The 14,234-nt window shown below is 60.1% G+C and carries 15 protein-coding genes and 1 tRNA gene; 7 read left to right on the top strand and 9 right to left on the bottom strand.

From position 1 onward, the window contains the following. Positions 1–100: 100 nt before the first annotated feature. On the top strand, positions 101–1,318 hold the full coding sequence (locus R1A29_RS24125) for an MFS transporter (RefSeq protein ID WP_085733612.1): 1,218 nt from the start codon (positions 101–103) through the stop codon (positions 1,316–1,318). A 63-nt stretch (positions 1,319–1,381) separates the two neighbouring features. Here R1A29_RS24125 and ychF read toward each other — a convergent pair whose 3' ends face one another. The 8 genes from ychF to R1A29_RS24085 form a co-directional block, all read right to left on the bottom strand. Next, on the bottom strand, positions 1,382–2,482 hold the full coding sequence (ychF, locus tag R1A29_RS24120; RefSeq protein WP_085709288.1) for a redox-regulated ATPase YchF: 1,101 nt from the start codon (positions 2,480–2,482) through the stop codon (positions 1,382–1,384). A gap of 22 nt (positions 2,483–2,504) precedes the next feature. After that, the gene (gene pth, locus R1A29_RS24115; RefSeq protein WP_007951726.1) at positions 2,505–3,089 is read right to left on the bottom strand and encodes an aminoacyl-tRNA hydrolase; all 585 of its coding nucleotides are present in this window, start codon (positions 3,087–3,089) and stop codon (positions 2,505–2,507) included. Between the two features lie 171 nt (positions 3,090–3,260). Beyond that, on the bottom strand, positions 3,261–3,860 hold the full coding sequence (locus R1A29_RS24110) for a 50S ribosomal protein L25/general stress protein Ctc (RefSeq protein ID WP_438299775.1): 600 nt from the start codon (positions 3,858–3,860) through the stop codon (positions 3,261–3,263). 140 nt (positions 3,861–4,000) lie between these two features. Beyond that, positions 4,001–4,942, bottom strand: coding sequence for a ribose-phosphate pyrophosphokinase (locus tag R1A29_RS24105; protein WP_003171603.1), 942 nt, complete (start codon positions 4,940–4,942; stop codon positions 4,001–4,003). 45 nt (positions 4,943–4,987) lie between these two features. Further along, positions 4,988–5,062: transfer RNA gene (locus tag R1A29_RS24100), tRNA-Gln, on the bottom strand. Between the two features lie 37 nt (positions 5,063–5,099). Next, positions 5,100–5,951 (bottom strand): 4-(cytidine 5'-diphospho)-2-C-methyl-D-erythritol kinase, encoded by an 852-nt coding sequence (gene ispE, locus R1A29_RS24095; protein WP_438299774.1) that lies wholly within the window; start codon positions 5,949–5,951, stop codon positions 5,100–5,102. A 2-nt stretch (positions 5,952–5,953) separates the two neighbouring features. Beyond that, complete coding sequence (gene lolB, locus R1A29_RS24090; protein WP_085709291.1) at positions 5,954–6,571, bottom strand: lipoprotein insertase outer membrane protein LolB; 618 nt, start codon at positions 6,569–6,571, stop codon at positions 5,954–5,956. A gap of 3 nt (positions 6,572–6,574) precedes the next feature. Continuing rightward, entirely contained in the window at positions 6,575–8,299 is a 1,725-nt protein-coding gene (locus R1A29_RS24085; protein WP_085709292.1) for a tetratricopeptide repeat protein, read from the bottom strand. Positions 8,300–8,481: 182 nt separating this feature from the next. On the opposite strand from R1A29_RS24085, the gene hemA reads away from it, so the two are divergent. The 6 genes from hemA (at position 8,482) to R1A29_RS24055 (ending at position 13,840) form a co-directional block, all read left to right on the top strand. Continuing rightward, the gene (gene hemA, locus R1A29_RS24080; RefSeq protein ID WP_438299773.1) at positions 8,482–9,768 is read left to right on the top strand and encodes a glutamyl-tRNA reductase; all 1,287 of its coding nucleotides are present in this window, start codon (positions 8,482–8,484) and stop codon (positions 9,766–9,768) included. Next, positions 9,765–10,847 (top strand): peptide chain release factor 1, encoded by a 1,083-nt coding sequence (prfA, locus tag R1A29_RS24075; RefSeq protein WP_438299772.1) that lies wholly within the window; start codon positions 9,765–9,767, stop codon positions 10,845–10,847. Before hemA ends, prfA begins: the two co-directional genes overlap by 4 nt. After that, a complete protein-coding gene (prmC, locus tag R1A29_RS24070; protein ID WP_438299771.1) occupies positions 10,848–11,678 on the top strand; it encodes a peptide chain release factor N(5)-glutamine methyltransferase in 831 nt (276 codons plus the stop codon). Beyond that, the gene (locus R1A29_RS24065) at positions 11,672–12,427 is read left to right on the top strand and encodes a molybdopterin-synthase adenylyltransferase MoeB (RefSeq protein WP_438299770.1); all 756 of its coding nucleotides are present in this window, start codon (positions 11,672–11,674) and stop codon (positions 12,425–12,427) included. Before prmC ends, R1A29_RS24065 begins: the two co-directional genes overlap by 7 nt. Then, positions 12,420–13,211 carry a glutamate racemase gene (gene murI, locus R1A29_RS24060; protein ID WP_438299769.1) on the top strand — a complete coding sequence of 264 codons (792 nt, stop codon included), beginning with the start codon at positions 12,420–12,422 and terminating at the stop codon, positions 13,209–13,211. The genes R1A29_RS24065 and murI overlap by 8 nt, the downstream gene beginning before the upstream one ends. Before the next feature lie 110 nt (positions 13,212–13,321). Next, positions 13,322–13,840 (top strand): acyloxyacyl hydrolase, encoded by a 519-nt coding sequence (locus R1A29_RS24055; RefSeq protein WP_248742730.1) that lies wholly within the window; start codon positions 13,322–13,324, stop codon positions 13,838–13,840. 40 nt (positions 13,841–13,880) lie between these two features. On the opposite strand, the gene R1A29_RS24050 is transcribed toward R1A29_RS24055, so the two are convergent. Further along, positions 13,881–14,186, bottom strand: a complete 306-nt coding sequence (locus R1A29_RS24050; RefSeq protein WP_114885496.1) for a YkgJ family cysteine cluster protein — start codon at positions 14,184–14,186, stop codon at positions 13,881–13,883. Positions 14,187–14,234 lie beyond the last annotated feature (48 nt).

Genomic DNA, 14,234 nt, shown 5'->3' with positions numbered 1-14,234 from the left:
AATAGTTCGTTAGCTGGCTAAGGGGATGGCGCTGGCGCACCGAAAAATGGCACATTGACGCACCTGCCTGCGTGCACCCATCTGCTGTACGGAAACTCCCATGGCTATCAGCAACGTTCAGACCGCCGCTGCGTCGGCGTCCGCTCCTCCCCAAAGCAGTCCACTGGTGATGCGCATCATCGGCGCGGTGGCGCTGGCGCATTTGATCAACGACCTGATCCAGTCAGTGCTGCCGTCGATCTATCCGATGCTCAAGGCCAACTACGGCTTGAGCTTCACCCAGGTCGGCCTGATTACCCTGACCTTTCAATTGACCGCTTCGCTGTTACAGCCGTGGGTCGGTTATCACACTGACCGGCATCCGAAACCGTGGCTGTTGCCGGCTGGTTCCGTGTGCACGCTGGTCGGGATTGTGATGATGTCGATGGTCGGCAGTTTCCCGCTGATTCTGCTGGCGGCAGCGCTGATCGGTATCGGCTCCTCGACCTTTCACCCGGAAGCTTCTCGTATTGCACGTTTGGCCTCCGGCGGGCGTTTCGGTCTGGCGCAATCGACCTTCCAGGTCGGCGGTAACGCCGGCTCGGCATTCGGTCCGTTACTGGCAGCGGCGATCATCATTCCCTTCGGGCAGGGCAATGTGGCGTGGTTCGGGCTGTTCGCGGTGTTTGCGCTGTTCGTGCTGTACCGCATCAGCCGCTGGTACGCACATCACCTGAACCTGTTCAAGCTCAAGGCCGGTCAGGCTGCCACTCATGGACTGTCGAAGGGCAGGGTGGTCAGCGCGCTGGTGGTGCTCGGGTTGCTGGTGTTCTCCAAGTATTTCTACATGGCCAGCCTGACCAGTTACTTCACCTTCTACCTGATCGAGAAGTTCGACCTGTCGGTGGCCAGTTCTCAGCTGCATCTGTTCCTGTTCCTTGGCGCGGTGGCGGCGGGCACGTTCTTCGGCGGGCCGATTGGCGACAAGATCGGGCGTAAGGCGGTGATCTGGTTTTCGATTCTTGGCGTTGCGCCATTCACGCTGCTCATGCCCCATGTTGATCTGTTCTGGACCACTGTCCTGAGCGTGGTGATCGGCTTCATTCTGGCCTCGGCCTTCTCGGCCATCGTGGTGTACGCGCAGGAACTGGTGCCGGGCAATGTCGGGATGATTGCCGGGGTGTTCTTCGGGCTGATGTTCGGCTTTGGCGGGATTGGCGCGGCGTTGCTCGGGCATCTGGCGGACATTCACGGCATCGAGTACGTGTACTTCCTGTGCTCGTTCCTGCCGTTGTTCGGGGTACTGGCGATCTTTCTGCCAAGAACCAAAAAGGCCTGACAGGCTGAATTTCAGGCACAAAAAAGCCGCGTATCAAACGCGGCTTTTTCTTGGGAGCAGCTTTTACACGTTGAAGCGGAAGTGCATCACGTCGCCATCTTTAACGATGTAATCCTTGCCTTCCAGACGCCATTTACCGGCTTCCTTGGTACCGGCTTCGCCCTTGTACTGGATGAAGTCGTTGTAGGCGATCACTTCGGCGCGGATAAAGCCTTTTTCGAAGTCGGTGTGGATCACGCCGGCGGCTTGTGGTGCGGTGGCACCGACGCGGACGGTCCAGGCGCGGACTTCTTCGACACCGGCGGTGAAGTAGGTCTGCAGGTGCAGCATTTCGTAGCCGGCGCGGATCACGCGGTTCAGGCCAGGCTCTTCCAGGCCCAGGGCCTCGAGGAACATGTCTTTCTCTTCACCGTCGTCCAGCTCGGCGATTTCCGCTTCGATCTTGTTGCAGACCGGAACGACCATGGCGCCTTCTTCTTCGGCAATGGCCTTGACCACGTCCAGGTGCGGATTGTTCTCGAAACCGTCTTCAGCGACGTTGGCGATGTACATGACCGGCTTGGTGGTCAACAGGTGGAAGCCCTTGATGATCGCCTTCTCGTCGGCGCTCATGTTCTTCATCAGGCTGCGCGCAGGCTTGCCTTCGGTGAAGTGCGGGATCAATTGCTCCAGCAGGGCCTTCTGGGCCACTGCGTCCTTGTCACCGCCCTTGGCGTTGCGCGCGACTTTCTGCAGTTGCTTCTCGCAGCTGTCGAGGTCGGCGAAGATCAGTTCCAGGTCGATGATTTCGATGTCGCGCTTCGGGTCGACGCTGTTGGAAACGTGGATCACGTTCTCGTCTTCGAAGCAGCGCACAACGTGAGCGATGGCGTCGGTTTCACGGATGTTGGCCAGGAACTTGTTGCCCAGGCCTTCACCTTTCGACGCGCCGGCCACCAGGCCTGCGATGTCGACGAACTCCATGGTGGTCGGCAGGATGCGCTTCGGATTGACGATTTCCGCCAGAGCATTCAGGCGTGGATCCGGCATCGGCACGATGCCGCTGTTCGGCTCGATGGTGCAGAAGGGGAAGTTCTCGGCCGCGATCCCGGATTTGGTCAGGGCGTTGAACAGGGTGGACTTGCCGACGTTAGGCAGGCCGACGATGCCGCAATTGAATCCCATGGTGTTTCCCCTCGGATTAGAGTCAGGCCTTCTGGCTGTGCAGGTTTTTCATCGCGCGGTTCCATTCACCGGCGAGGATATCCGGCAGCACGCCGAGGGCAAAGTCGATGCTGGCATCGAGTTTTTCCTGTTCGGCGCGTGGCGCACGACCCAGGACGAAATTTGAAACCATACTGGCGACGCCCGGGTGGCCGATGCCAAGCCGCAGGCGGTGGAACGTATTCTGATTGCCCAATTGCGCAATGATGTCGCGCAACCCGTTGTGACCGCCATGGCCGCCGCCCACCTTGAGTTTGGCGACGCCCGGAGGCAGATCGAGTTCGTCGTGTGCCACCAGAATTTCTTCGGGCTTGATGCGGAAGAAACCGGCGAGTGCCGCCACGGCCTGGCCGCTGCGGTTCATGTAGGTGGTGGGAATCAGCAGACGAACATCCTGACCCTGATGCGAAAAACGCCCGGTCAGGCCGAAATACTTGCGATCAGCCACGAGATTCACATTCTGTGCGTGGGCGATGCGCTCAACAAAAAGGGCCCCTGCGTTATGCCGGGTCTGTTCGTATTCAGCGCCTGGATTTCCCAGGCCAACGATCAGTTTGATGGCAGTCACGATAGGGGCCCTTCCTTGAGAGTGGTGGATAACATCGCCGCGATCGGGGAAGGCGGCGAAAGTGGACGAAAAATGCTCATTTACCATGGATGTAAACTCCGCGTTCCCGCCCGCTTTCTCGCTACGTTCCAGTCCGCGATGTTACCTGTTCACTCCGGCTTTACAGAGTGATTACTCTGCAGCGCCTTCGGCAGCTTCTGGAGCAACACGTGGAGCGTGGACGTTGGCAACAGCCTTGTCATCGCCGTGTGCCAGAGCAACGAACTCAACACCTTTAGGAGCTTTCAGGTCCGACAGGTGAATGATGGTGCCGATTTCGGCTTTGGCCAGGTCGACTTCGATGAACTCAGGCAGGTCTTTGGCTTCGCAGGAAACTTCGATTTCTGCAACAACGTGCGAGATCTCGCCGCCTTTCTTGACCGGAGCTTCTTCGTTGATGAAGTGCACTGGAACAACGGCAGTCAGTTTCTTGCCGGCAACAACGCGTACGAAGTCGGCGTGCATGATGAACTGCTTGGCCGGGTGACGCTGCATGGCTTTAACAACCACGTCTTGCTTGACGTCGCCGATGTTCAGTTGGATGACGTGGCTGAAAGCAGCCTCGTCTTCGAACAGCTTGGCTACTTCTTTAGCCAGCATCATGATGGACTCAGGAGCCTTGTCACCACCGTAGACAACGGCAGGAACCTGGCTGGCGAGACGACGCAGGCGGCGGCTCGCACCTTTCCCCAGGTCGGTACGCGCTTCGGCGTTCAGGATGAAATCAGTCATTTTGTATCTCCAAAATAGCCATGTCCGGGCGACGTCTGCGACCGACGTCAAAGCGGCATGGGCAAAAAAGCCCCGCCCCAACATGAGTGTTGGGGCGGGGCGCTTTTCGTCAACGAGACATTTCGAGAAGGGCAGGGCCCTTAGCGGAACATCGCGCTGATCGATTCTTCATTGCTGATGCGGCGAACCGCTTCGGCAACAACCGGTGCGATATCCAGTTGACGGATACGTGCACAGGCTTGTGCTGCTGCGGACAGCGGGATGGTGTTAGTGACCACCAGCTCGTCCAGCACGGAATTTTCGATATTCTCGATGGCCCGACCCGACAGCACAGGGTGTGTGCAGTAGGCAAAGACCTTGGCTGCGCCATGCTCTTTCAGGGCCTTGGCCGCGTGGCACAGGGTGCCGGCGGTATCGACCATGTCATCGACCAGGATGCAGGTACGCCCTTCGACATCACCGATGATATGCATCACTTCAGAGTGATTGGCTTTCTCACGGCGTTTGTCGATGATCCCGAGATCCACGCCCAGCGACTTGGCAACGGCACGTGCACGCACGACGCCACCAATGTCCGGGGACACGATCATCAGGTTCTCGAAGCGCTGATCTTCGATGTCATCCACCAGAACCGGGGAGCCGTAGATGTTATCTACCGGAATATCGAAGAAACCCTGAATCTGGTCAGCATGCAGATCAACCGTGAGAACACGGTCGATGCCGACTACGGTAAGCATGTCAGCGACGACTTTCGCGCTGATAGCCACACGTGCGGAACGCGGACGGCGATCCTGACGGGCATAACCAAAATAAGGAATAACAGCAGTGATACGAGTAGCCGAGGAGCGGCGGAAGGCATCAGCCATCACTACCAGTTCCATCAGGTTATCGTTGGTCGGAGCGCAAGTCGGCTGAATAATGAAAACGTCTTTACCGCGAACGTTTTCATTGATCTCGGCTGTAATTTCGCCGTCGGAGAATTTACCGACAGAGATGTCACCGAGAGGGATATGCAGCTGACGTACGACACGCCGAGCCAGATCGGGGTTAGCGTTCCCCGTAAAGACCATCATCTTGGACACGCGCAGTACCTAGAGGCTGAGGGTAACCTGGATGAGTATAGAAAATGGCAGGGGCGGCTGGATTCGAACCAACGCATGGCAGGATCAAAACCTGCTGCCTTACCGCTTGGCGACGCCCCTGTATCTGTTGCTTGCAAGTGCCGGGCACTTGGTTCCTTTAGAGCAGACTTTGCAGCTTGCGATGCAACATCGAAACGTTGCTTCCTTTCGCTACAAACCCTGTAAGGGTCTCTGTCAGAAGGGCCGAGACTTTATCAGCTTCAGCTTTGCTTGGGAAGCCCCCAAACACACAACTTCCAGTTCCGGTGAGTTTTGCTTCGGTAAAATTACCTAACAAATTCAATGCGTTACGTACTTCTGGATAACGCATTGCTACCACCGGCAAGCAGTCATTTCGACTGTTTCCCTCGGGAACGGGGCGCACTTTAATGGGCGGCGTGTTACGTGTCAACAATGGATCTGAAAAAATTTCTGCCGTACTAACAGAGACTTGCGGGACGAGCACGACATACCACGGTTCGGCGGGCTCGACCGGGGTCAGTTTCTCGCCGACACCTTCGGCGAAAGCCGCGTGGCCACGGACGAACACCGGCACGTCGGCTCCAAGTGTCAGGCCCAGTGTTGCCAGCCGATCTTCATCCCAGCCCAACTGCCAAAGATGATTGAGTCCGAGCAGGGTGGTCGCCGCATTCGAGCTGCCGCCACCGATGCCGCCGCCCATCGGCAGGATCTTGTCGATCCAGATGTCGATGCCGAGGGCGCAGCCGGATTGTTCCTGAAGTTTTTTCGCTGCCCGCACGATCAGGTTGCTGTCGTGTGGCACGCCGTCGAATTCGGTGTGCAGGCGAATCACACCATCGTCGCGGACGGCGAAGGTGATTTCGTCGCCGTAGTCGAGGAACTGAAAAATCGTCTGCAACTCGTGATAGCCGTCTTCCCGGCGACCGAGAATGTGCAGCATCAGGTTGAGTTTGGCCGGAGAAGGCAGCGTCAGGCGTGGAGCGGTCATGCTTATTGCCCCAATTTACGCGGTTGCCAGGTTTTGATGACCAGCGTCACGTCCAGATCGGTGCCGTGCAGTTTGATCCGCTCGGGCAACCAATAACCGTTCTGTTCGGCATAACCGAGGTACTCGACCTGCCAGCCGTCCTGTTCCAGATTGGCCAGGCGACTGTCGGCATCGAGGGTCAGGCGGCTCTTGCTGGCCGGAGCCGGCAGACCGCGAACCCACCAGGACAGATTCGATACCGGCAGTTTCCAGCCCAGCTGTTCTTCCAGCAGGACTTCCGGCGACTGCGCGTCATAGCGGCCCTGGTTGGCGACCTCCAGCGAAACCTTGCCCGGGCGACCGGTCAAACGGGCTGCGCCGCGACCCAGCGGGCCGGACAGGCGGATGTCGTAATAATCCTGACGTTGCAGCCAGAACAGCGTGCCGCTGCCCGAATCTTTCGGGGCGCGGATGCCGATCTTGCCGTCGATCTGCCAGCCGTCGAGGCCGGTCAGTTGCTGTTTGTTCGCGGCCCATTGTGCCGGGCTGCCATGGCCCTCGACGGATTCGCGGGCACCAAAACCCGCGCAACCGGCGAGCAGGGCGATGAAGCTGAAAACGATGACGTGGCGCAAAAACATGGGTTAAAGAGTCTCGGATCCGGTCAGGCGCTTGATGGTGCTGCGCAGGATTGTGCTGTCGGGCTGATCCTTGAGGAACTTGCCCCAGATTTGTTTGGCTTCGCGCTGGTTACCCTTGGTCCACAGGACTTCGCCCAGGTGAGCGGCGACTTCGTGATCGGGGAAACGCTCCAGCGCCTGACGCAGATACTTCTCGGCGTCATCCAGGTTGCCCATGCGGAAATTCACCCAGCCGAGGCTGTCGAGTACCGCCGGATCTTCCGGGTTGATCTGGTGTGCCTGTTCGATCAGCGCCTTGGCTTCGGCGTAGCGGGTGGTGCGGTCGGACAGGGTGTAGCCTAGGGCATTGAGCGCCATGGCGTTGTCCGGGTCGCGCTTGATGATCAGGCGCAGGTCTTTTTCCATCTGCGCCAGGTCATTGCGTTTTTCCGCCTGCATGGCCCGGGTGTAGAGCAGATTCAGATCGTCCGGGTATTGCAGCAACGCCTGTTGCAGGGTTTTCCAGGCCTTGTCGCCCTGGTTGTTGGCGGACAGGGTCTCAGCCTCGATCAAGTACAGCTGGATCGCGTAATCCGGCTGCGCATCGCGTTCGGCGGCCAGTTTGCTCTGGGCTTCGGCGGTCTTGCCGTTGTTCATCAGAATGTCGGCCTGACGCAGTTGTGCCGGCAGATAGTCGTTGCCCGGCCCGACCTGGGCGTACTCAATCAGTGCGCCTTGCGGGTCGTTGCGTTCTTCGGCGATGCGACCCAGGTTCAAGTGAGCCGAGTCGACGTGGCTTTCCCGGGCGATCAGGTCTTCCAGGTAACCCTTGGCCTCGTCCCAGGCCTTGGCTTCCAGGCAGACCAATGCCAGTGAGTAACGCAGTTCGTCGTCTTCCGGGTATTGCTGGACCAGTGTGGAGAACTCGACCTTGGCATCGTCCATCCGGTCCTGTTCCACCAGCATCCGCGCGTAAGTCAGGCGCAGGCGCTTGTCGTCCGGGTACTTCTTGATGTTCTTCTGCAGCAGCGGCAGGGCCTCGTCGCCACGGTTCAGCCCTTGCAGCAGGCGGGCACGCAGCAGGATCGGGGCGATTTCGCCGTCGTCCGGCGGATTGTCTTCGAGCAGGGTCAGCGCACCTTTGGTGTCGCCGTCCTGCTGCATCAGCAGGGCCTTGCCGAAAATCAGCTGATTGTTGTGCGGGTGGCGCTGCAACAGACGGTCGAAACTTTTCATCAGACCGTTGCGGGTTTCCTGATCGGTGTCGGCGGCCGACAGCGCGAGGAAGTCGAAATGGGTGTCGCCCTTGCCCTGCAGGACTTTCTCCATATAGACCATCGAGTCGTCATAACGCCCGGCGCGTGCCAGTTGCACGGCGGCGGCGCGTTGCGCTTCGAGGTCATCAGGTGCGTTTTTCGCCCAGATCAGTGCGGTATCCAGCGCCGGTTGATCCGCGCCCAGGTACTCGGCAATACGGAACGCCCGCTCGGAAACACCCGGGTCCTGGGTGTTGATGGCCTGGGTCACGTAGTTGTCCAGGGCAATGTCGAAACGATTGCGCTGGCCAGCGAGTTCGGCGCTCAGCAGGCTGAACACCGTTTCCTGGCTGAACGAGCTGTAAACCTTGGGCTTTTCAGGGGCTGGCGTGGTGTCTTCGACCGATGAGGTGCCATCGTGCGAAACGGGGGCCAAGGCCTGGCAGCCGCTGAGGAAGACAAAAGCTAGGAGCAACGCGGAAGATCTATTCATATAGGAAGAGGACGACTAACCTGCGGTCGGATCATCATGACACAAGCCTTCGGCCAAACATAACCGAGTCTCGATTGTGGCCATTATAGGGGCCGACAATTGGGACAATAGTCAGCGGTAGTTGTTCTGAATCTGACGAAGTAGGACAATTGCCGGCTTCACGTCACCATCAGCGACCTTGAATGGCCTTCCTTGCACTCGGTATCAACCACAAGACTGCTTCAGTAGACGTCCGCGAGCGCGTGGCCTTTACCCCTGAGCAGCTGGTGGAGGCCTTGCAGCAGCTCTGCCGACTCACCGACAGCCGCGAAGCTGCGATCCTTTCCACCTGCAATCGCAGTGAACTGTATATAGAACAGGATCAGCTTTCGGCCGATATCGTGCTGCGCTGGCTGGCCGACTATCACCATTTAAGCCTCGATGAGCTGCGCGCGAGTGCTTATGTGCATGAAGATGATGCGGCAGTTCGTCACATGATGCGCGTCGCCTCCGGGCTCGACTCGCTGGTGCTGGGCGAACCGCAGATCCTCGGCCAGATGAAATCGGCCTACGCCGTGGCCCGCGAGGCCGGCACCATCGGGCCGCTGCTCGGGCGCTTGTTTCAGGCGACTTTCAACGCTGCCAAGCAAGTGCGCACCGACACCGCCATTGGCGAGAACCCGGTGTCCGTGGCGTTTGCCGCGGTCAGCCTGGCCAAACAGATTTTCAGCGACCTGCAACGCAGCCAGGCCTTGCTGATTGGCGCCGGGGAGACCATCACTCTGGTCGCCCGCCATCTGCATGATCTGGGGGTCAAGCGTATCGTGGTGGCCAACCGCACGCTGGAACGCGCCAGCCTGCTGGCCGAACAGTTCGGCGCCCACGCGGTATTGCTGTCGGACATTCCGGCCGAACTGGTGCGCAGCGACATCGTCATCAGCTCCACCGCCAGTCAGTTGCCGATCCTCGGCAAGGGCGCCGTCGAAAGCGCCCTGAAGCTGCGCAAGCACAAGCCGATCTTCATGGTCGACATCGCCGTTCCCCGGGATATCGAACCGGAAGTCGGCGAACTCGACGACGTTTACCTCTATAGCGTCGACGATCTGCACGAAGTGGTCGCCGAAAACCTCAAGAGCCGTCAGGGTGCAGCGCAAGCCGCCGAAGAGATGGTCTCGGTCGGCGCCGACGATTTCATGGTGCGCCTGCGCGAGCTGGCGGCGGTCGACGTGCTCAAGGCCTATCGTCAACAGAGCGAGCGCCTGCGCGACGAAGAACTGCAAAAGGCCCTGCGTCTGCTGGCCAACGGCGGCAACGCCGAAGACGTGCTGGGCCAGCTGGCCCGTGGCCTGACCAATAAACTCCTGCACGCCCCGAGCGTGCAGTTGAAAAAGCTTTCTGCCGAAGGCCGCCTCGATGCGCTGGCCATGGCCCAGGAACTCTTTGCCCTCGAGGGCTCACCGGATAGCTTTTCGGATAATAAACCGCAATGAAAGCGTCACTGCTCAATAAGCTGGATATCCTCCAGGACCGTTTCGAGGAACTGACGGCGCTGCTCGGCGACGCCGAAGTCATTTCCGACCAGACCAAATTCCGCGCCTATTCCAAGGAATACGCCGAAGTCGAGCCGGTCGTCGAAGCCTATAAACAGCTGCTCAAGGCCCAGGCCGATCTGGAAGGCGCCCAGGCGCTGCTCAAGGACGGCGACCCGGACATGCGCGAAATGGCCGTGGAAGAAGTGCGCGAAACCAAAGAGCAACTCATCGAGCTGGAAGCCACCTTGCAGCGCATGCTGCTGCCCAAGGATCCCAACGACGGGCGCAACGTGTTCCTCGAAATCCGCGCCGGTACCGGTGGCGACGAGGCGGCGATCTTCTCCGGCGACCTGTTCCGCATGTACTCGCGCTACGCCGAGAAACGCGGCTGGCGCGTGGAGATCCTTTCGGAGAACGAAGGCGAGCACGGCGGCTATAAAGAAGTCATCGCCCGGGTCGAAGGCGACAATGTCTACGGCAAGCTGAAATTCGAGTCCGGCGCCCACCGCGTACAGCGCGTGCCGGCCACCGAATCCCAAGGCCGCATTCACACGTCCGCTTGCACCGTGGCCGTGTTGCCGGAGCCCGACGAGCAGGAAGCGATCGAGATCAACCCGGCGGACTTGCGCGTCGACACCTACCGTTCCTCCGGGGCCGGTGGTCAGCACGTCAACAAGACCGACTCGGCGATCCGTATCACCCACTTGCCGACCGGCATCGTGGTCGAGTGCCGGGAAGAACGTTCCCAGCACAAGAACCGTGCGCGGGCGATGGCCTGGCTGTCGGCCAAGCTCAACGACCAGCAGACCACCGCAGCGGCCAACGCCATCGCCAGCGAGCGTAAATTGCTGGTGGGTTCCGGTGACCGCTCCGAGCGCATCCGCACCTACAACTTTGCCCAGGGCCGGGTCACCGACCACCGCGTCAACCTGACCCTGTATTCCCTCGACGAAATCCTCGCTGGTGGCGTCGAAGCGGTGATCGAACCGTTGCTGGCCGAATACCAGGCCGACCAACTGGCAGCGATAGGTGAATAAATGACCATCATCGCCAGCCTGTTGCGCGCCGCCGAACTGCCGGACTCGCCCACCGCACGCCTAGATGCCGAACTGCTCCTCGCTGCGGCGCTGGGCAAGTCCCGCAGTTTTCTCCACACCTGGCCCGAACGCATCGTGCCGAGCGAAGCCGTGCTGGTCTTCACCGAATACCTGCAACGCCGCCGCAGCGGTGAGCCGGTGGCCTATATTCTCGGCCAGCAGGGTTTCTGGAAGCTGGATCTGGAAGTCGCGCCGCACACGCTGATTCCGCGTCCGGACACCGAACTGCTGGTGGAAGCCGCACTGGAATTGCTGCCGGCGACCCCGGCCAAGGTTCTCGATCTCGGCACCGGCAGCGGGGCGATTGCTCTGGCCCTGGCCAGTGAACGTCCGGCATGGAACGTCACCGCCGTGGATCGCGTGCTGGAAGCCGTAGCTCTGGCCGAGCGCAACCGTCAGCGTCTGCACCTGAACAATGCCACGGTGCTCAGCAGTCACTGGTTCAGTGCCCTCGAAGGCAAGCGATTCCAGCTGATCATCAGCAACCCGCCATACATCCGCGCTGCCGATCCGCATCTGGTCGAAGGCGATGTGCGTTTCGAGCCGGAAAGCGCCCTGGTGGCCGGCATCGACGGGCTCGACGATCTGCGTCTGATCATCGCCCAGGCGCCGGCACATCTGGAGGCCGGTGGCTGGCTGATGCTCGAACACGGCTATGATCAAGCCGAAGCCGTGCGCGATCTGTTGCTGACGCAAGGTTTCGAAGAAGTCCACAGCCGCACCGATCTGGGCGGCCATCAACGGATCAGCCTGGGGCGCCTGCCGTGCTGAATGATCAGGAATTGTTGCGCTACAGTCGGCAGATCCTCCTGCAACACATCGACATCGATGGCCAGTTGAAGCTCAAGGACAGCCGCGTGCTGATCGTCGGCCTCGGCGGTCTCGGTGCGCCGGTGGCCTTGTATCTGGCGGCGGCGGGTGTCGGTGAGCTGCATCTGGCGGATTTCGACACGGTCGACCTGACCAACCTGCAACGCCAGATCATCCACGACACCGACAGCGTCGGCATGACCAAGGTCGACTCGGCGCTCAAACGCCTGAGCGCGATCAATCCTGAAATCAAACTGGTGCCCCATCGTCAGGCACTGGATGAGGATTCTCTCGCCGCCGCCGTGGCAGCGGTGGATCTGGTGCTCGACTGCTCGGACAATTTCTCCACCCGCGAAGCGGTCAACGCCGCGTGTGTGGCTGCGCGCAAACCGCTGGTCAGCGGCGCGGCGATCCGCCTCGAAGGACAACTGTCGGTATTCGACCCGCGTCGTGCCGCGAGCCCTTGCTATCACTGCCTGTACGGTCACGGCAGCGAAGCCGAACTGACCTGCAGCGAAGCCGGCGTGGTCGGGCCGCTGGTCGGTCTGGTCGGCAGCCTCCAAGCGCTGGAAGCCTTGAAGCTGCTGGCGGGTTTCGGCGAGCCACTGGTGGGGCGCCTATTGTTGATCGATGCACTGGGCTCGCGATTCCGTGAGCTGCGGGTCAAGCGTGATCCGGGATGCAGCGTCTGTGGTTCGCACCATGCGTGAAGCGCCGATCGCCGTATTCGATTCCGGCGTCGGTGGCCTGTCGGTGCTGGCGGAAATCCAGCAGCTGCTGCCCAATGAATCGCTGCTGTACCTCGGCGATTGCGGCCACATTCCTTATGGCGAGAAAACCCCGGAGTTCATCCGTCAGCGTTGCAGTGTGATGGCCGGTTTTTTCCGCGAGCAGGGCGCCAAGGCGCTGGTGATCGCCTGTAACACTGCGACCGTGGCCGGCGTTGCCGATCTGCGGCGTGATTTTCCCGACTGGCCGATTGTCGGCATGGAGCCGGCGGTCAAACCGGCTGCCGCCGCCACTCGCAGCGGCGTGGTCGGCGTCCTCGCCACCACCGGCACCTTGCAGAGCGCGAAGTTCGCGGCTTTGCTCGACCGTTTTGCCACCGATATCCGGGTCATTACTCAGCCGTGCCCGGGGCTGGTGGAGCTGATCGAAAGCGGCGACCTGCACAGCGCCGAGTTGCGCGAGCTGCTTCACCGCTATGTCGAACCGCTGCTGGGCGCGGGTTGCGACACGATCATTCTCGGCTGCACCCATTACCCGTTCCTCAAGCCGCTGCTCAAGACGATGCTCCCCGACGACATCAGTCTGATCGACACCGGCGCCGCCGTGGCCCGGCAACTTCAGCGCCTGCTGGCCGAGCGAGATCTGCTTGCCGAGGGTCAGAATCGCCCCGCCAGATTCTGGACCAGCGCCGATCCGCAATCCTTGAAAAACATCCTGCCGCTGCTGGGACAAACGCCCGGCGATGTGCAAAGCTTCGCGATGTAAAAAAGTTGTGTCATAACTGAAAAATCAGCTGAACTTCTGTTCAAGCGCCGATTTCTATAAGCGTCAAGCACACTAAAAACCATACGACCGTTAGGAAAAGGATGTTTCAAGTGAAGCGACTATTCTGCTTGGCCGCGATTGCGGCCGCACTGATGGGGCAAAGTTTTACTGCACAGGCCGCTGGCGTGGAATTCGGGGTTGGGGCCACCAGCGATTCGACGATGACCTATCGTCTGGGGATGAATTTCGACTGGGACAAGAGCTGGCTGCAAAGCGATGTCGGTCGCCTGACCGGTTACTGGAGCGGCGCCTATACCTACTGGGAAGGCGACAAGGGCTCCAGCAACAACAGCCTGTCGTTCTCGCCGGTGTTCGTTTACGAGTTTTCCGGTGAGTCGATCAAGCCTTACGTCGAGGCGGGCATTGGCGCCGCGGTGTTCTCCAACACCGAATATGAAGGCAACAAGATCGGCCAGGCCTTCCAGTTCGAAGACCGTATCGGTTTCGGTCTGCGCTTCCATGGCGGGCACGAGGTGGGGATCCGCGCGACCCACTATTCCAACGCCGGCATGTCGAGCAACAACGACGGGGTAGAAAGCTACTCGCTGCACTACACGATGCCGTTGTAACACCCATGAAAAAGGAGCGCCAAGCGCTCCTTTTTTGTATTCAACGATACGCCGTGGCGATTCCCTGGCGTTCGTCGATGCATTCCGGCGCGCCCATCTCGAATTCGCGGCAGATCAGCGGGCGTTTTTCGTAGATCGTGCACATCATCGTGTCGCGATCCAGCGCCGCGCACCAGCCGTCGTCCAGACGCAGCATGACTTCCCCACCCCATTCATCGGTATCGATATAACGCTCGGGCACGCCGGTGTCGGTGATCAGCATGACTTCGAGCTGACAGCAGCAGGCCGCGCAAGTCGAACAGGTGACGGCGGGCTCGTCGATTGGCTGGAGGGGAATGGTTTTCATGGGCGCAGTGTACGGCAGTGACCTGTGCGCGTGTGAAAGCCCTGACGG

The organism is Pseudomonas sp. NMS19W (assembly GCF_051554255.1).
GTDB lineage: Bacteria > Pseudomonadota > Gammaproteobacteria > Pseudomonadales > Pseudomonadaceae > Aquipseudomonas > Aquipseudomonas kribbensis.
Note: the sequence above shows the minus strand (reverse complement) of the source record. Positions and strands in the feature narration are given on the sequence as shown.